The organism is Flavobacterium sp. N1719 (genome assembly GCF_025947045.1).
Lineage (GTDB): Bacteria > Bacteroidota > Bacteroidia > Flavobacteriales > Flavobacteriaceae > Flavobacterium > Flavobacterium stagni.
In genome coordinates, this window is sequence record NZ_CP109993.1 from 160,076 (window position 1) to 177,114 (window position 17,039).

Below are 17,039 nucleotides of genomic sequence, written 5' to 3' on the forward strand. Positions count from 1 at the left end.
GATTAGAGGTTGATTTTTAAAAGGTTATCGTGTAGCGGATTTTATACCGCTGCTGTTTTTGCAGTTTGAATTTGAATTTGTGATCCAAAATATATTTCGACATGAAACTGATAAAATCCATGTCAGTAATATCACTTTCCACTTTGAAGAAGGTGGACACTTTCCCATTTTGAATGACGCTGATATCGACTACCATGGTGCCTTTGGCGTTTGGGAATTTTTTATTTTTCTTTTTGGTAAAATCCTCATCATGGAACACCTCATCGACTTCTTTGGTCACCATTTCGGCAACTTGTTCTTCGTCGGTAAGTATGGGTTTTTGCGCCTGAAGGGCAGGTGTAATGAGGAGTAAAAAAGTAAGTCCGATAATAATCTTGACAATTCGCATACCTTGTTTTGTGTTGGTTACAAGGCAAACTTAGTCCGTTCAATTACGTATGGAAATACGTAAAAAATCGTATTTTAACATTTACTGTTCAAGAAGAATCTCTGGAAAGCGCTGTTTGAAGTGGGCAATCTTTTGTTCCAATTGGTTTTGAAATTGCGCCCAAGCTAGGGTGTTTTGATGTTGTGGGCGGTGGTGAAGCGCCCGTTTTATATCGGCCACTTCTTTCATGATTGGTTCACAAGCGTTATCAATCGCTTTTGCTGTGAATCGCTCCCAGATGTAATCGATAGCCATGGAATTGGGATGAATCATATCCGCGGCAAAAAAACGGTAATCCCGCAACTCATCCATGACAATTTCAAAGGCGGGGAAATAATAACTGTTCGGGTTTTGTTGTAAATTGTAAATGGCTTGTAATAAATTTCCTTTGCTCAAATGATTTTCTAAATAACCATCTTTGATGTGACGTACGGGAGAAACCGTAAAAATGAATTGAATGTTGGGATTAATTTGTTGGATGCAATCCCTTATTTTTTGGAGTGCCTTCTGATTTTCTTCAGCACTTAAAAGTTTTTTCTCGAATTGGGAATTGGGAACTTTATGGCAATTGGCTACTATTTTGCCTTGATGGGTATACACCCAAGAAGTTCCTAAAGTAAGGATACAATGGGTGGTATTTTCTAAAAACTCACGAGTGACTTTTAAATGGGCATTGAGCTGGGCCAAATAGGCTTCGGAATCGGTAGTACTCAAAGCAGAATGCACTTCATAGGATTGCCAGAGTTCGTTGTTTAAAAACACATCTTCTGCAGAAAACCATTCCCTATTTATTGAACGTTCCACCAATCGCTGGATGGAAACGGCGTTAAAAATTATTCCAAACGGATTGGTTAATGTAGAAAAGCCATGAAACGCCAGTTTTTCACTTATATGTTCGGCAAAACACGAACCCATACTCATTATCTTCGATTGATAATTTAGAGATGATGAAAAGTTTTGAACCGGAACAACTGTGTGTAACTGCATGATTTATTTTTTCCAAAAATACGAATTCAGGCATAAAAAAACCTCCCCGAAGGGAGGCTGTATTTATTGTACAAAAGCTATCGCTTTTTCTAAGGCTTCTGGAATTCCAGCAGCATGCTTCCCTCCTGCTGTGGCAAAGAACGGCTGACCGCCTCCACCGCCTTGGATGTATTTGCCTAATTCGCGAACCACCTGACCGGCATTGAATCCTTTGCCATCCACCAATTCTTTGGAAATGTAGCAGGTTAACATCGGTTTGTCATCCGTTACTGTGGCAAATACCAGGAACAAATCGGTTTGATTTTGACCCATTTCATAGGCCAAATCTTTGGCACCGTTGGCATCCAAATCCACTTGTGTGGCTAAGAAACGAACGCCATTTAACGATTGTAATTGACTCGCCAATTCACCTTTCAAGTTTTTGGCTTTATCTTTTAATAATTGCTCGATTTGCTTTTTCAATTTGGCGTTTTCATCCTGCAAACTCACTACCGCTTTCAAAGTGTCTTGTGGGTTTTTCAACGTTTCTTTGATTTGAGTCAGCGCCGCTTCTTGTTGAGCAAAGAAATCGGCTACAGCTGTTCCTGTTATCGCTTCAATACGACGAATTCCCGCAGCTACAGCACCTTCAGAAACAATTTTAAAATGCCAAATATCAGCCGTGTTTTTCACATGGATTCCACCACACAACTCACGGCTTTCACCAAACTCGATCATGCGAACGGTATCGCCATATTTTTCACCAAAAAGCGCCATAGCCCCTTTAGCCATCGCTTCTTGAATCGGCAAGTTACGGTATTCCACCAACGCCAATTGTTCGGCAATACGCGCATTAACAAAGTCTTCTACTTGTCGAAGCTCCGCATCGGTGACTTTGGCAAAATGTGAAAAGTCGAAACGCAAATAGTTCGGATTCACCAACGACCCTTTTTGTTCTACATGGGTTCCCAAAACCGTACGCAACGCCAAGTGCATTAAGTGCGTCGCGGAATGATTTTTAGAGGTCGCGGTACGCAATTCGGTATTGACTTTAGCCACAAAAGCGGCATTTACATTTTCCGGTAATTTTTTGGCGAAATGTAAAATAAGGTTGTTCTCTTTTTTGGTATCGATGATTTCGATGACTTCGTTAGCGGAAACAAGTGTTCCTTTGTCGCCCACTTGTCCCCCACCTTCCGGATAGAATGGCGTCGCATCCAAAACGATTTGGTATAAAACACCGTCTTTTTTGGAATCCACTTTACGAATGCGGGTGATTTTTACTTCATTTTCTGTTTTATCATAACCGACAAACGATTCTACATTGCCTTCTACGAATATTTTCCAGTCGTCGGTAGTTACTTCAGAGGCGGCACGTGAACGCGCTTTTTGTTTGGCCAATTCCGAATCAAATTCGGCTTCGTTGAATGAATAGCCTTTTTCTTTTAAGATTAAAGCCGTTAAGTCTTTTGGGAAACCAAAGGTGTCATACAATTCAAAAACTTTTTCGCCTTTCACTTCTTTACCAGCCGTTTCGGCAACCACTTTATCCAATAATTGTAATCCTTGTTCGAGCGTTCGTAAAAACGAAGCTTCTTCTTCTTTGATAACATTGGTCACCAAATGTTGTTGTGAACGGATTTCGGGGAAGAATTCGCCCATTTGATCGGCTAAAACCGCCACCAATTGATGGATGAACGCTTCTTTTTGGTTTAAAAAGGTAAAGCCATAACGAATCGCACGACGCAAAATGCGACGAATCACATAACCCGCTCCGGTATTGGACGGCAACTGACCGTCGGCAATGGCAAAAGCTACAGCGCGCACGTGATCCACTATTACCCGAATGGCAATATTGATTTTATTTTGTTCTTCAGAAATCGATTTAATTTCGTTGTTCGTATACTTCAATCCGGTGATGTTTTCCACTTTTTGGATTAATGGGGTAAACACATCGGTATCATAGTTGGAAGTGACACCTTGCATAGCCATACACAAACGCTCGAAGCCCATTCCGGTATCAACGTGTTGAGCAGGTAATTTTTCCAATGACCCGTCGGCTTTGCGGTTGAATTCCATGAATACGTTGTTCCAAATCTCTACGACTTGTGGATGGTCGGCGTTCACCAAACTACGTCCTGAAACCGCTGCGCGTTCGGCGTCCGTACGTAAATCGATATGGATTTCAGAACAGGGTCCGCACGGTCCTTGATCGCCCATTTCCCAAAAATTATCTTTTTTATTACCGAGAATGATGCGGTCTTCAGACACATATTGCTTCCAAATATCGAAAGCTTCTTGGTCAAAAGGCACATTCTCTGCAGGGTTTCCTTCGAATACAGAAACGTACAAACGATCTTTATCCAACTTTAATACTTCAGTTAAGAATTCCCAAGCCCAAGCCAAGGCTTCTTTTTTGAAATAATCGCCAAACGACCAGTTCCCGAGCATTTCAAACATGGTATGGTGGTAGGTATCAAATCCTACATCCTCGAGGTCGTTGTGTTTCCCCGAAACGCGAAGACATTTTTGGGTGTCGGCGATTCGCGGACTTTTGGGCGTTCCGTTACCGAGGAAAAATTCTTTGAATTGCGCCATCCCTGAGTTGTTGAACATCAAGGTGGGATCGTCTTTCAACACGATGGGTGCTGAGGGTACGATCAAGTGATTTTTGCTTTCAAAAAATTGGAGATACGCTTTACGAATGTCCTGAGATTTCATGGAATGTGGTATAAAGTTGGTTTTTTAAACGTTTTTTGGTGCACTACGCTTGTTTGTTAGCCCTGATACCGCCCTTGTTGGAGCTCTTGGTAGCGAAGCGGACAAAGCGACGGGCGGTAGCAGGTGGCAGCTTGAAAAATAATCGGGCATCATGCTCCTGAAAATCAGACACTCTACGCTGCGCAGCGAACAAATTTAAGGTATGTGCGAAACATTTCTTAGATTTGTTCGTATAACCACCGTCTGCGATAGCCGGCACAAAAATAGTAAATTACCCGATGTCGAAGAAAGTAAAATATTATTATGATTCAGAGAGTTTGGCTTATCGCAAGATAAAGTCAAAAAAACGTACCAAAGTGGGGTACGCTTTACTGTTTCTAGCGGCATCGGCGTTGTTTGGATTTTTGAGTTTTGTGATTTTGATGAATACCTCGTATTTTGAGACGCCGAAGGATAAAATTTTACGACGCGAAATCGACAACATGAAAATCAGTTATTCGATTTTGAATAAAAAAATTGAGCAATTGGATGCGGTTTTGGCGAGTTTAGAAGATCGGGATAACAATTTGTATCGGGTATATTTCAACGCCAATCCGATTCCGACTGAAAAGCGGCGTTCGGGAATCATTACCCAGGACCGTTACCGCGAACTGGAAGGCTACAACAACTCCGATTTGGTGATCAACACCCATAAAAAGGTCGATGAAATCAGTAAGGCTTTGGCGGTACAATCCCAATCGTTGGATGCGATTTTAAAATTAGCGAAAGCGAAAGATAAATTATTGGCTTCGATTCCGGCCATTCAACCGGTAAAAAATGAAGATTTAAAACACATGGCTTCGGGATTTGGGTACCGCAGCGACCCGTTTACTAAGGCACGAAAGATGCACGAAGGTATGGATTTTACGGCCCGAACGGGTACACCGATTTATGCTACCGGTGATGGCGTGGTGAAACGCGCGGACAACAGTTTGTCGGGATTCGGAAACCATATTGAAATCAGTCACGGCTATGGCTACCTCACGTTGTATGCCCATTTGAGCAAATACAAAGTGCGACCCGGCCAACGCGTAAAGCGTGGCGACGTTATTGGGTATGTGGGCAGTACGGGACGCAGTGAAGCCCCGCATTTGCATTATGAAGTGCACAAAGGCGGGAAACCGGTGAATCCGATTAATTTTTATTACGGCAATATTTCGGCGGCAGAATATGTGGTGATTTCGAAAATTGCGAATCAAGAAAACCAATCACTCGACTAGGTTGAGTTTAAAAATAAGCGCAGTATGCACATTGAATTATCAAAAGACAAATTGTATTTCAGCATTGGAGAAGTGGCCAAGGCTTTTGGGGTAAATGCCTCGTTGATCCGTTTTTGGGATAAAGAATTTGACATTTTAAAACCCAAAAAAAATGCGAAAGGTAACCGCATGTTTACACAGGAGGATGTCAAAAATCTACAATTGATTTACCATTTGGTAAAAGAACGCGGATTTACGTTGGAAGGCGCTAAAACCCATTTGAAAGAAAAACAAAAAAAGACCTTGGACAAGTTTGAGATCATTGCCAAATTGGAAGGTGTCAAAGCTGAATTAACCAAAATTAAAAACGGTTTGTAAGATGAAAAATTTAGTAGTAATTGGCTTTATCGGATCGTATCTATTTTCATTGTTGGGCGTATATTCATTAGTGAATGGATATGAACATGCCGCAAAATTAATGGTTTTAGGAGCCTTATGCTATGCTACTTTCCTAATCAAAGCCATCCTCGAAATTTCCAATTCCAAAAATGAAGGGGTCAACAAATTCATTTGGATTCTCGGCTTGATTTTTATGGGATCCATTGTAGGCTTTTTATATATCATTGCTGGCAGAAAACGATTTGTGCAAAACGCGTAACAAGAACTTGCAACGTTCGTCTAATTGAAAAATAAATTAAAAAAATAGAACCATGACAAATATTAAAAAATGGATTGTTCCGATAATCCTTGTAGTGTTAATCCTTTTCGGAATTGGATCGTATAACGGTTTAGTAGGCAAAGAAGCCGATGCAAAAACCGCTTGGTCCAAAGTTGAAAGTGCATATCAACGAAGAAGTGATTTGATTCCAAATTTAGTAAGTACTGTTAAGGCTTCTGCAAATTTTGAGAAATCGACCTTAGAAGCTGTGGTAAATGCACGTGCGAAAGCAACGGCCGTAACCATAGACCCAAGTAACATTACTCCGGATCAATTGGCGCAATTCCAACAAGCCCAAGCAGGAGTTTCCAGCACACTTTCTCGTTTATTAGTGAGTGTAGAAAAATACCCTGAATTAAAAGCTTCTGAAAATTTCAAAGAATTACAATCCCAATTGGAAGGCACGGAAAACAGAATCAACATTTCTCGTGATCGCTACAATGATGCTGTTAACAAGTATGACATATCCTCCAAAACCTTCCCAACTGTGCTATTCGCTAAATTATTTGGCTTTAAAGAAATGGCCCGTTTCCAAGCCGAAGAAGGTGCTGAAAAAAGACCTAACGTTGGTGAACTTTTTGACGAGAAAAAATAAATCTGACCAATGTCAACGGTAGAACAATTTTTAACTCCCGAAGAAGAGAAAGCAGTCGTGGCTGCGATTCAAGACGCGGAAAAAGCGACTTCGGGAGAAATCCGTGTGCATTTGGAGAAAACCTTGGATAAAGTCGCCATGGAGCGGGCTTTGGAGGTGTTTCATCAACTGAACATGACAGCAACGGCGCAACGCAACGGCGTACTGATTTATGTAGCTGTGGAGAGTCGGCAGTTTACCATTTGTGGTGACCAAGGCATTCATGAAAAAGTGACCGCTACTTTTTGGGATGCCACCAAAGAAGTGATGCAAGCTTATTTCCGTCAAGGCGAAAATTGCAAAGCACTGTGTGAAGGCATTCGCTTGGCAGGAGAACAATTGAAAAGTTATTTCCCGTATCAAGAGGATGACCAAGACGAATTGAGTAACGAAATTTCAAAAGGATGATCAAGATTGTTTTTAAACTAGCGCAATTGCTCCTTTTGATGACTTTTCTGTTATTGCATCAATTGGGATTGGCCCAAGCGGAAATTCCGGAGAAACCTTCGTTTATTCCTCCGATTATTGACAGTACACAAACCTTGTCCAAATCGCAGTTGGAGGATTTGTACCAAAAATTAAAAGTCTATTCCGATAGTACGTCGACAGAACTCTTTGTGATGGTCGTCAATACCACACAAGGCGAAGATGTAGCGCGTTATGCCACAGATTTGGGGCATAAATGGGAAATCGGACAAAAAGGAAAAGACAATGGTGTGGTGTTACTAGTAGCTTTAGAAGATCGCAAAATGAATATTGCATCGGGTTATGGCACAGAACATTTGTTGACCGACGCGATGTGTCGGCGCATCATTGAAAACGACATCAAACCCTATTTCAAGGCGGGCGATTATTACGGAGGAATTGATTCGGGTACGAATGCCATTTTCAAAGTTTTAAAAGGCGAATACAAAAACGACCGTAAAGGAGGAAAAGGGAAAGCCTTAGGGGCTGGTATCTTTTTGATTTTACTGGTTGTATTTATTTTCATTATTGCGATTGCTTCGAAAAACAGACGCGGTGGCGGTGGTCGTGGCGGTTCTGGTTTCTCAGGATCTACTTTAGCAGACATTATCATACTCAGCAGTTTGGGTCGTGGCGGTTCTGGCGGTAGCTGGGGCGGCGGTTCATCCTCTGGCGGAGGCTGGGGCGGCTTTGGCGGCGGCGGCGGCTTTGGTGGCGGCGGCGCGAGTGGGAGTTGGTAGAGTTGCAGTGGTCAGTATTCAGTGGTCAGTATTCAGTATTCAGTAATCAGAATACAGGGAACAGTAAGTAGTGAACAGTTTTTAGTAAACAGAAATTATTCAGATTGAATTTTGTTTACAATCAAATTAAACGTATTCAAATAAAAAAGGCGGAACTTGAGTTCCGCCTTTTCTTTTTCTATTAATACATCATAAACCGACGGCTTTCTTTCTTTTCGCCGGCGCCAAATTTATCCAACTTGTACGTAAGGGAAAACATGACGTAGCGTTTTAAAACGACATTTTGTTCGTCGCGAATTGTGGTTGCCGTGATGGTTCGGGTGGCGTTTTGGTTTTGGTTTAGCAAGTCATAAACTTTGACTTTTGCCGTGAATTTTTTGTTCCAAAAACTATAGGACAAACTGGTATTCCACAAATAGAAGTCTTTTTTAAAACCATCGGCGATATTGGAATTGTACGTATAACCAAAATCATTCCCAAACACCCAATTCTTCGGCCAATACAAAGTTGTTTGGAGGTTGAATCGGTGGAGGTAATTGGCCGCTGACTCCACCACATAATTGGTATAATCGGTGATATTTCGGGTGTATTGATAACTCGGATTGACAATCAATTTTTCACCGTATTCATAGGTAAAACTCACCCGGGGATTCAAACTTACACTTTGTGCTTTGTATACATTCCCATCAGTTATCCCTTTACTCAGGCCAAAATTTGTCGCCATACGCAATTCATAACGGAATTTGTGCGCCTCTTTTTTATAGCTTTTATTCCAATACAGTCCGAACCAAGAATTATAGGTTCCCGCAACATTGGTATACGTGGTTGTTCGTTTGCGGTTGGCATCATAGGCGGTGGCTGATACGATTTGTGTATCGTAAAAATTCCCGCCCGAATACATCCCGTACCCTGAACGTGTGGCGTAATCAAAATCTCTAAAATTCAAATACACCCCATGACGACGCGAAGCATCCAAATTAGCATTTCCAATCACTGTATTCAGCGGATTACTTAAATCTTCAACAGGCAATAATTGGCTGGCATTGGGCACTTCATTCTGGTAATTATAACTAAGCCAGAAATTACGCGATTTGGTAAAACGATAACTGATATAGGATTCCACATACGGGGTAAAAAAGTTTTTTTGCAATTGGGTGTTTATGCCCAAATAATCGACCGCATTGTTCATTTTTGTCCATTGCGGACCTAAGTCAAAGCTCCAATTGAATTTTGCTTTCTCCGAACTCAAACCGGCTGTGGGTCGGAAGGTTTGTTCTTTCGACGCATAGGCATTGTTCAAGAAATCATTAGCATTGGTATAATCTTGGTTTATCGCATCATATTCAAAGGAAGAACGTCCGTTTTTGGAATTCGCAAATTCTTGATAGATGGAGGTTTTGAGTCGGATCGAATCCCGCAACGGCTCGTAATAATTTACATCATAGCTGTACTGATTGTATTTATTGTACGTCGAATTCCGCTGATTTCGCACATCGTCGGGTTGGACATTTTGAAAAAACTGGGTTCGGGAATTCACAAAATTGGTAGCGTCCTCTTTTTGGTGTTCGTTAGAAAAAACAATGCTCAAATACCGTCCTTTTTTGGCAAATGATTTTGAAAATGACAGGGTGTTCCCAAAAATATCTGAAGTGTTTTCCGAATAATTATCCGATGTGCTTTCGTTTAGTAATTGGGTCAGTGCATCTCGGGATTGTTGGGTTGCATTGCTTTTATTTTGCCCCAAAGAACGGCTCCACTTGGGTTCGAAAACAAAACTCATAGTGGAATCAATGACAATTTCGAATTCCCCTGAAGCGTTGTGTGCTGTAGCCGAATTTTTGTAATTGGACCACGATTCGGTTTCATAATTTCCAGAAGGCAAAAAATTGAGTTGCTTGGTTCGGTTTTCGTTGCGGGTTTGCAGGTCGTTGAAAAAATAATTCATGGACATCGGACTATCTTTTAGCCATTCATCGGCGTAATTGACTCCCGCTAAATTGGAATGGGTAATCCCATTATTTCCGCCAAATCGCCGCCCATTGATGGAAAAACCACCGTTATCACTCATCCATATAGAAGAATTACGACCACCGCCCATATTGTCAAAAATTTCGTCCATGGAAAAACCTGTGGCGTTGATATTGTTGGACGATGCCAGTACACTGACTTTTCTTTTGTTGTTAAAATAATTGATTAACGTACTGCTTTCATAGCGTTTATCGGAGCCGCCACCGGCCATGACTTTGCCAAACCATCCTTTATTTTTTTTCTCGTCGATGGTTAAATTGATGCTAGCGTTATTGGACGTTGCTGCCGATCCTGTTTTTTGTTCTTCTTTGGTTTTGGTGTCGGAAACTTGTACTTTATTGATGATGTTGGACGGTAAATTTTGAAGAGCGACTTTTCCATCTTTATCAAAAAACGGCTTCCCGTTGACCAATATCTGATTCACTTCTTTGCCGTTGACAGTAATTTTCCCATCGGCGTCAATTTCGACTCCAGGTAATTGCTTTAATAAGGTTTCCACATTGGCGTCGGGGCGGACTTTAAACGATGCGGCATTGAATTCGACGGTATCTTTTTTGATTCGAATGGGCGGCGTTTCATTTTTCACTACAACTTCATCCAAGGTATTTATCGCTGATTTAAGGGCAATCGTTCCAAAATCATGGTCTTTAGTCAATTCCTTCAATTCTAATTTATGGTCTTGATAGGTAATGAAAGAGACTTTTAAAATAACCGGTTGGGCTATTTTTTTTAATTTAAAATCAAAAACTCCCATTTTATTGGTAATGGAGTATTCAATTACGGTAGAATCTTTGGGATTGGTGAGATAAACAGTGGCGGATTCAATGGGAACTTTGGATTCCTCGTCTATTATTTTCCCTTTAATTTGAATGGTTTTTTGAGCAGATAAGAGTGAACATAAAAATAAAAGAACTGTTGTAAATACAATTTTCGGCATACAATGAATTGGTTTTAGTTAGAAGAAGAACTACAAATAACTTTAATTATTGCCAATTCCATTTTAGAATTTACAATTTTAACACCAATAAAAAACCCGGAGTAAATCCGGGTTCTTGTTTATCAATGAGTTATCTTATTTCAACACTTTCAACGATTCGGTAGCATACGCATTGGTTGGATCTAACGCTAAGGTTTTATTCAACAACTCTTTGGCTTTTGCTTTATCGGTGTTGGCATAGAATGAAGCCATATTGTTGTAGGCTTCCGTAACTTTTGCTTTATTTTTAGTCACTTCTTCAGGACCTTTTGCACTGACAAGATCCACATATTTTTGATATTGTTCAGTCATGATATCGTCTTTCGACATCACACTGTTTAATCGTGCTTTGTACAAATAAGCCTCTGCATATTCAGGCTTTGCTGCGATCACATTATCCATGGCTTTGTCGGCATTAGCTAAAGCCACCATATCGGCTGTTTTTGCATCTTTTCCACGGTTTACAGTATGCACACACAAACCGTAGTAGATATTGTCTTCAAAAAAGTTTTTTGATGTGGTATTCATTATAGCGGCTTCAAAAATTCCAGCTGCCACACCGTATAACTTCTGAGCGAAATACGCTTTCCCGATTTCATTCAATCCATTGGCTAAGTTGGCATCCATTTCTACCCCTTTTTTCAAATTGGTCATACCGTCAGCAAACAATACGGGATCTACTGTTTTTCCGTCAGCGCCAATCGATTTTTTGATTTTAGCTAAACCTAAAAAGTAGTAGTCACCACCAATGATTTTTGTACCTTTTGCTAAATATTCGGTTAACGCATTGATGGATTCATCTGTATTTCCGTTTTCATAAGCGGCGTAACCCAAATAACGTAAAATACGTGGATTCACTTTATCCAATTTCTTCATTTCTTGTGCTTCGGCTTCTAAAGCTTTGTAGTCACGAGCTAAGATTAAGAAATCGGCATGACGCATACGCGATGACAAAGAGTAATCCGTCATTGACATGTATTTCTCATAGTTTGACAAGGCTTTCGCAATATTCTCTTTATAGGTTTGCGGTTTATTGTTCGCCCACAAATAATACGTTTCTGCTAGTTCACGATATACCGGACCGTAATTGGGATTGATAGCGATCACTTCGTCATACGCTTTCACTGCCTCCACAAAAGCTTTGGCCCCTTTTAACAAGACACCCAACTGCATTTTCGCGCGAATGATTGAATTATCGGTTGCATAGGCATCACGATAAGCGCTATAAGCTTCATTTTGATTTTTCATGCCAAAATAAGCATCACCGATTGACAATTTTACAAAAGGATCGTTGGGATTTGCCAACTTCGCCTTTTCCAAAATGGCTAACGCGGCTTGATAATCGGGTTTGTCTGCATTGATGTAAGCTTGAGCAATATATACATATTCTTCAACCTCTTTTTTACGCATTCCCTGCATGGCCAAATCAAATTTAGCTTTTGCTGCTGTAGCATTGCCTGAATCTAAATCCAATTGCCCCAAACCGATGTTGTTAAATTTCCCGCCTTCAGCGGCAGTAAGACCTTTATCAAAGGTAATTTTTGCTGAATCACCTACATTTTGTTTTAAGTACACATTTCCTAAAAGGAAAGCGGCTTTACCATCTGCAGGTTTTGTCTTTATGATAGATTTCAAAATTGATTTTGCCTTATCATATTGTTCAGCATCTATTGCTTTCTTGGCTTGCTCTAAATCTTGAGCTTGCATCATTGCTGAAGCAGTAAGAAACGCAACGCTGAAAAATTTAATCTTGCTCATTGTATTCAAATTTTAATTATGTGTTTTTTCGATTTGTTTTCGGGTGACGATTTTGCGACCGGGTTCCCGAACCGGTGCGATGCCGGATTTTAGCACGATGCGTTGTCCTTTCTCGCCGGCGATGAAAGAAGCGAAACCAATTCCGAGTCCTTCATAACCTTGACAATTGACGATGTACAAAACACGTGCCAAAGGATATTGATTGGTTCCTATGCTTTCTTGTGTAGGATATACATACTTTCCATTAACGCCTTTTACAGCCAATTCGTGTACTTGATCTACAAAAGGTTTGAGATCGGCTGCGGGTTCAAACAACCAATTGCTTCCTACTACACCAATTAATCCTTCATGTTCCGCTACATATTGAATGACTTCTTTACTATTCTTCACAGAATAAACGCCTTCTTGAGGCAATTCCGTTATTTGTGCTAGTTCCATCATGTAGCGCACACTTGCCGAATTGGGATTATCAAACACCAATCCATTTATTGTATTTTTTTTGCCTTTAAGGTAATCCAGCACATCTTGTAAAACGATGGTGGTATCTTGCTCTTTGTTGTTGCGAATCAAGGCCAAAGCATCCAAAGCAAAAGGTGTTTCGCGAGGAACAATTTTATGAGCGGCAAAGAATTTATTTTCGTTCGTATTTAATTTACGGGCCAAAATAGCAATTCCCGCTTTTTTCTTTGACAACGCATTAATTACTTCTTTTTCTGACAAGGGTTGTATGTCCAATTTCGCTTCATAGGTGGTTTCAAAAACCAATGCTTGATCAGAAACAATCGGCAATAAGGATTCGTCAACATATACTGTTGCTTTTCCGTGCAAAATGGTATCTTTTGCATTAGGATCATTTTGTTTACATGAAAAAAACAATCCAACTCCCAACATTAGCAGTAAAAACAACGCTGAAATATAGGTTGTATAGGACGTTTTCTTATTGTTCCTCTTCATCAGAGTTCGGACTTAAATAACGAATAAATCTAAAAAAAGCATAGACAATTAAGAGTCCGCCAAAAGCATACCGATAATTTTGTTCCATGCGGAGCGGAATTTTTTCCCAAAATATGATCATTAACCCTAATGTTAAATAAATCAAAAAGAACAAAATTCCTATAAATAGAAGAAATCGCCCTTTAAGCGATTTCTTCTTATAGTTTGATCTAAATGTATCAAGCATAAATTATTCTTCCGGAGTTTCAATTTTAATTGGAATCTGGTACGAACATCTAACTTTTTTACCATTTTGTTCAGCGGGTGTCCAACGTGGACATTTGCGCAACACACGTTCCGCTTCTTTACCTGTTCCGTAACCAATATCGCGTAAAATTTTGATATCCGTCAAAGAACCGTCTTTCTCTACTACGAAAGAAACGAATACCTGACCTTTCAAGCCCGGCTCGTCTGGAGCCACGTAGTTTTTCTGAATAAAACTGTAAAACTTAGCAATACCGCCCGGGAAATCAGGTTTTTGCTCGATACCTGCTGAGCTATAAATGGTATTATCTTCTACAACTTCTTGTTGTGCAGGACCATTTCCTGGAGGTTCAACTGTAAGAACAGCATTCGGATCTCCTTTGATATCCTCTTTCCCCAAGTTTTTATCCTTTAGGTCGTCCATTTTTGGAGGCTCTTCGGTTATCTCTTCGGTTCTTGCCACTACAGGCTTCACGAATTTCACCTGGTCCACTTTTGGAGGTGGCGGTGGTGGTGGTGGAAGATTCTCTTTGGGTTTTTCTTCTTTGGGAGGCAATTTTACCGTTCTAATTTTGGTATCCATAGTCGCACTATCATCTGCTGTTGCAGAACTGATAAATTCAGCGATTTTTGGTGTTGCAACAGCCACAGAAAAAATGACAGCACCAATAATGAAAGCTTTCATATTGGTATTCCCGTCTTTCATACGTAAATCGTAAGCACCATAACTCTTGTTACGTCCTTCGAAAACGATGTCCAACCATTGTTTTTTTAACAAGTCTAGTTTCATACGTTATAAATTTTGTACTGCAAGAGTGGTTATTACTTATTTAACTTTTCAGCTAATGCTTTCTCTTCTGGAGAAAAATCATTTACAATTGCATAGGTAGGAACCGAACAAATCGCCATTTCATCCAAAATATCCACTAAGTTTTTATAAGAAGACTTAGCTGTTGGTTTGATAATTACAATCAATCCTTTATCCTTATTCCCTGTTACTTGAGGAACCGAAGCAACGCGTTTTAAAATTTCTTTACGAATTCCTTCACGACCGTGCGTCGTTTCTGTAGGTTTCCCTCCAGGCTCAGGAGCTTCTAACAATCCATGAAACCATTCAATTTTATTGTTGGCTCCTAGAATAACGGTCATTGTACGACGTTGGTCTACTTTAATATCCGTTTTCTTTTGATTAGGATCATCCTCTTTATCCGGCAACCCCAAATCCATTGCCTGAGGTTTCGACAAGGTGGTTGTCAACATAAAGAACGTGATCAAAAGGAACGCCAAGTCCACCATAGCTGTTAAGTCTACTTTGGAATTTTGTTTTTTACTGCGAACCTTGCCCCCGCCTTTCTTGCCACCACCGTCGTTGGTATTTAATTCAGCCATTTCTTCTTGGGATTAATAGTTTTTACCTCTTAAACCGGTTACTAAGCTAAAGCTATTCACCTTTTGTTTCTGAAGCTCATCCATAATTTGTTTCACTTTTGGATATTGCTCTTTCGCATCGCCTTTGATTGCAAAATTCAATTGTTCTTGTTGAACATCAATATTTGCTTGACGTGATGTATAAATCCAGTCTTTCAACTGATTTTCCTTGTTATCATTTAATGTATCGTGAGGAATACCCGGTTGTACTCCTTTTTTGTTACGATCTGCTCCTTTCATGGCGATAACTTGCTTTAATGCTTCAATTGGAGCACCAAATTCTTCAATCAACGCGAACTCATCTTTTTCTTTGTCGGTAAATTGAATATTGTACATGTCACCCATCAATTCAAGAGTTCTTTTGCGAACTTCTCTTCCTTTGATTCCGTAGAACACTTTGTCTCCGTCACCGATAGTAATCACTGCCAAATTATCTTCAGGCAATTTTGATTGTACGGTGGAATTTGGTGTTTCTACTGGAAGCGGTTCCGGATTTTTAGCGGTAGCCGTAAGGATAAAGAATGTAAGCAAAAGGAACGCAACGTCACACATCGCCGTCATATCAATAGACGCCGCTTTTTTGGACATTTTAACTTTTGCCATAATTACTTCTTTTTGATTATTTGGTTACGCTAAAAATTATTTTAAGCTTCCTTTCATTTTACGGTATTGATTAACGATAGCAGTACCTGCTTCGTCAATTGAATACGTAAGGGTATCAATTTTAGAAGTAAACAAGTTGTAAGTTACAATTGCTAAAGCAGAAGTTGAGATACCTGTAGCTGTATTGATCAACGCTTCAGAGATACCGTTTGCTAACATCGCTTGGTCAGGAGTACCTGCAGTTGCTAATGCCCCGAACGCTTTAATCATACCTGTTACTGTACCTAAAAGACCTGCTAATGTTCCTAAAGAAACTAAAGTCGATAAAATCGTCATGTTTTTCTCTAACATTGGCATTTCCAATGAAGTCGCTTCTTCGATTTCTTTGTGAATCATTTCAGCTGCTTCTTCAGAGCTAAATCCTTCTTTTTTAACATCATTATATTTAACCAAAGCTGCACGAATAGCATTCGCTACTGAACCTTGTTGTCTGTCACATGCTGCAATTGCATCATCAATGTTTCCTTGAGCAATGCTTGCTTGAACTTGTTTTAAGTAAGTGTCTAAGTTTCCTTTTCCAGCTGCTTTAGAAATCACGAAAAATCTTTCGAATGAAAAAGTAACTACCATTAACAATAATCCCATAAGTACAGGTACGATTGGACCTCCCTTATATACCATTGCTAAATAGTTACCAGGTAATGGGTGACCTTCATTTGTCCCTCCTTCGAAGTTAGAACCTGCACCCATGATGAAATTCCATACAATCCATCCTACGAAAATACATAATACAATTACAATTGCGGAAAAGTAGTTACCGCCGTTTGACCCATTTGCGTTTTTTGCGTTTGCCATTTTTTAAAAATTTTTAAGTTTTTAATAATTTATAAGCTATTAGTTGTAAATAAACTTGAATTGGAGCAAATTTAATTTTTTAGTTCAAAAAAAAAAACTTTTTTGGTCTTTTATAACATTCTCTAAAATCATACCCTTCATTGTGAGAAACTTGACTAAATCTGCCGATTTTCTAAAGATTTACTAATAATTGTGCTAATAATTTTATGCTTAACCTTAAGTTAACATTGTTAAAACGATTCGATATTCGTCTTTATTATTTAAAAGAGCCTTTTTTTGTCAAAA

At 39.8% G+C, this 17,039-nt stretch carries 16 protein-coding genes; 6 read left to right on the plus strand and 10 right to left on the minus strand.

What is annotated here, in order from left to right:
• Window positions 1-16 precede the first annotated feature (16 nt).
• From OLM45_RS00535 to alaS, 3 genes are all read right to left on the minus strand, one after another.
• On the minus strand, window positions 17-388 hold the full coding sequence (locus OLM45_RS00535; RefSeq protein WP_264511058.1) for a hypothetical protein: 372 nt from the start codon (window positions 386-388) through the stop codon (window positions 17-19).
• A gap of 81 nt (window positions 389-469) precedes the next feature.
• Window positions 470-1,414: a GSCFA domain-containing protein gene (locus tag OLM45_RS00540; RefSeq protein WP_264511060.1), complete on the minus strand. Its 945-nt coding sequence runs from the start codon at window positions 1,412-1,414 to the stop codon at window positions 470-472.
• 63 nt (window positions 1,415-1,477) lie between these two features.
• Window positions 1,478-4,114 carry an alanine--tRNA ligase gene (gene alaS, locus OLM45_RS00545; protein ID WP_264511061.1) on the minus strand — a complete coding sequence of 879 codons (2,637 nt, stop codon included), beginning with the start codon at window positions 4,112-4,114 and terminating at the stop codon, window positions 1,478-1,480.
• Between the two features lie 278 nt (window positions 4,115-4,392).
• On the opposite strand from alaS, the gene OLM45_RS00550 reads away from it, so the two are divergent.
• Genes OLM45_RS00550 through OLM45_RS00575 form a run of 6 tightly spaced genes read left to right on the plus strand, consistent with a single transcriptional unit; the run spans window position 4,393 to window position 7,909 of the window.
• Window positions 4,393-5,373 carry a M23 family metallopeptidase gene (locus tag OLM45_RS00550; protein WP_129461640.1) on the plus strand — a complete coding sequence of 327 codons (981 nt, stop codon included), beginning with the start codon at window positions 4,393-4,395 and terminating at the stop codon, window positions 5,371-5,373.
• Between the two features lie 24 nt (window positions 5,374-5,397).
• Window positions 5,398-5,730 (plus strand): MerR family transcriptional regulator, encoded by a 333-nt coding sequence (locus tag OLM45_RS00555; RefSeq protein ID WP_264511063.1) that lies wholly within the window; start codon window positions 5,398-5,400, stop codon window positions 5,728-5,730.
• Between the two features lies 1 nt (window position 5,731).
• Complete coding sequence (locus tag OLM45_RS00560; protein ID WP_264511065.1) at window positions 5,732-6,010, plus strand: hypothetical protein; 279 nt, start codon at window positions 5,732-5,734, stop codon at window positions 6,008-6,010.
• A gap of 52 nt (window positions 6,011-6,062) precedes the next feature.
• The gene (locus OLM45_RS00565; RefSeq protein ID WP_319799982.1) at window positions 6,063-6,665 is read left to right on the plus strand and encodes a LemA family protein; all 603 of its coding nucleotides are present in this window, start codon (window positions 6,063-6,065) and stop codon (window positions 6,663-6,665) included.
• A 9-nt stretch (window positions 6,666-6,674) separates the two neighbouring features.
• Window positions 6,675-7,112, plus strand: a complete 438-nt coding sequence (locus tag OLM45_RS00570; RefSeq protein ID WP_264511067.1) for a TPM domain-containing protein — start codon at window positions 6,675-6,677, stop codon at window positions 7,110-7,112.
• On the plus strand, window positions 7,109-7,909 hold the full coding sequence (locus OLM45_RS00575) for a TPM domain-containing protein (protein WP_264511069.1): 801 nt from the start codon (window positions 7,109-7,111) through the stop codon (window positions 7,907-7,909). The genes OLM45_RS00570 and OLM45_RS00575 overlap by 4 nt, the downstream gene beginning before the upstream one ends.
• Window positions 7,910-8,090: 181 nt before the next feature.
• Here the strand turns inward: OLM45_RS00575 and OLM45_RS00580 are convergent, their stop codons facing one another.
• From OLM45_RS00580 to OLM45_RS00615, 7 genes are all read right to left on the minus strand, one after another.
• On the minus strand, window positions 8,091-10,874 hold the full coding sequence (locus OLM45_RS00580) for an outer membrane beta-barrel protein (RefSeq protein WP_264511070.1): 2,784 nt from the start codon (window positions 10,872-10,874) through the stop codon (window positions 8,091-8,093).
• 135 nt (window positions 10,875-11,009) lie between these two features.
• The gene (locus OLM45_RS00585) at window positions 11,010-12,671 is read right to left on the minus strand and encodes a tetratricopeptide repeat protein (RefSeq protein ID WP_264511072.1); all 1,662 of its coding nucleotides are present in this window, start codon (window positions 12,669-12,671) and stop codon (window positions 11,010-11,012) included.
• Window positions 12,672-12,683: 12 nt separating this feature from the next.
• A complete protein-coding gene (locus OLM45_RS00590) occupies window positions 12,684-13,625 on the minus strand; it encodes a PstS family phosphate ABC transporter substrate-binding protein (RefSeq protein ID WP_264511074.1) in 942 nt (313 codons plus the stop codon).
• A gap of 229 nt (window positions 13,626-13,854) precedes the next feature.
• The gene (locus OLM45_RS00600) at window positions 13,855-14,658 is read right to left on the minus strand and encodes an energy transducer TonB (RefSeq protein WP_264511076.1); all 804 of its coding nucleotides are present in this window, start codon (window positions 14,656-14,658) and stop codon (window positions 13,855-13,857) included.
• A gap of 32 nt (window positions 14,659-14,690) precedes the next feature.
• Window positions 14,691-15,257 (minus strand): ExbD/TolR family protein, encoded by a 567-nt coding sequence (locus OLM45_RS00605; RefSeq protein ID WP_264511078.1) that lies wholly within the window; start codon window positions 15,255-15,257, stop codon window positions 14,691-14,693.
• Between the two features lie 12 nt (window positions 15,258-15,269).
• A complete protein-coding gene (locus OLM45_RS00610; RefSeq protein ID WP_129461651.1) occupies window positions 15,270-15,899 on the minus strand; it encodes an ExbD/TolR family protein in 630 nt (209 codons plus the stop codon).
• Between the two features lie 36 nt (window positions 15,900-15,935).
• Window positions 15,936-16,754 carry a MotA/TolQ/ExbB proton channel family protein gene (locus OLM45_RS00615; protein WP_129461652.1) on the minus strand — a complete coding sequence of 273 codons (819 nt, stop codon included), beginning with the start codon at window positions 16,752-16,754 and terminating at the stop codon, window positions 15,936-15,938.
• Between the last annotated feature and the right edge of the window lie 285 nt (window positions 16,755-17,039).

Bases quoted from the DNA above. Each gene is read 5' to 3' on its own strand.
- OLM45_RS00535 (WP_264511058.1), bottom strand. From the start codon at position 388: ATGCGAATTGTCAAGATTATTATCGGACTTACTTTTTTACTCCTCATT.
- OLM45_RS00540 (WP_264511060.1), bottom strand. From the start codon at position 1,414: ATGCAGTTACACACAGTTGTTCCGGTTCAAAACTTTTCATCATCTCTA.
- alaS (WP_264511061.1), bottom strand. From the start codon at position 4,114: ATGAAATCTCAGGACATTCGTAAAGCGTATCTCCAATTTTTTGAAAGC.
- OLM45_RS00550 (WP_129461640.1), top strand. From the start codon at position 4,393: ATGTCGAAGAAAGTAAAATATTATTATGATTCAGAGAGTTTGGCTTAT.
- OLM45_RS00555 (WP_264511063.1), top strand. From the start codon at position 5,398: ATGCACATTGAATTATCAAAAGACAAATTGTATTTCAGCATTGGAGAA.
- OLM45_RS00560 (WP_264511065.1), top strand. From the start codon at position 5,732: ATGAAAAATTTAGTAGTAATTGGCTTTATCGGATCGTATCTATTTTCA.
- OLM45_RS00565 (WP_319799982.1), top strand. From the start codon at position 6,063: ATGACAAATATTAAAAAATGGATTGTTCCGATAATCCTTGTAGTGTTA.
- OLM45_RS00570 (WP_264511067.1), top strand. From the start codon at position 6,675: ATGTCAACGGTAGAACAATTTTTAACTCCCGAAGAAGAGAAAGCAGTC.
- OLM45_RS00575 (WP_264511069.1), top strand. From the start codon at position 7,109: ATGATCAAGATTGTTTTTAAACTAGCGCAATTGCTCCTTTTGATGACT.
- OLM45_RS00580 (WP_264511070.1), bottom strand. From the start codon at position 10,874: ATGCCGAAAATTGTATTTACAACAGTTCTTTTATTTTTATGTTCACTC.
- OLM45_RS00585 (WP_264511072.1), bottom strand. From the start codon at position 12,671: ATGAGCAAGATTAAATTTTTCAGCGTTGCGTTTCTTACTGCTTCAGCA.
- OLM45_RS00590 (WP_264511074.1), bottom strand. From the start codon at position 13,625: ATGAAGAGGAACAATAAGAAAACGTCCTATACAACCTATATTTCAGCG.
- OLM45_RS00600 (WP_264511076.1), bottom strand. From the start codon at position 14,658: ATGAAACTAGACTTGTTAAAAAAACAATGGTTGGACATCGTTTTCGAA.
- OLM45_RS00605 (WP_264511078.1), bottom strand. From the start codon at position 15,257: ATGGCTGAATTAAATACCAACGACGGTGGTGGCAAGAAAGGCGGGGGC.
- OLM45_RS00610 (WP_129461651.1), bottom strand. From the start codon at position 15,899: ATGGCAAAAGTTAAAATGTCCAAAAAAGCGGCGTCTATTGATATGACG.
- OLM45_RS00615 (WP_129461652.1), bottom strand. From the start codon at position 16,754: ATGGCAAACGCAAAAAACGCAAATGGGTCAAACGGCGGTAACTACTTT.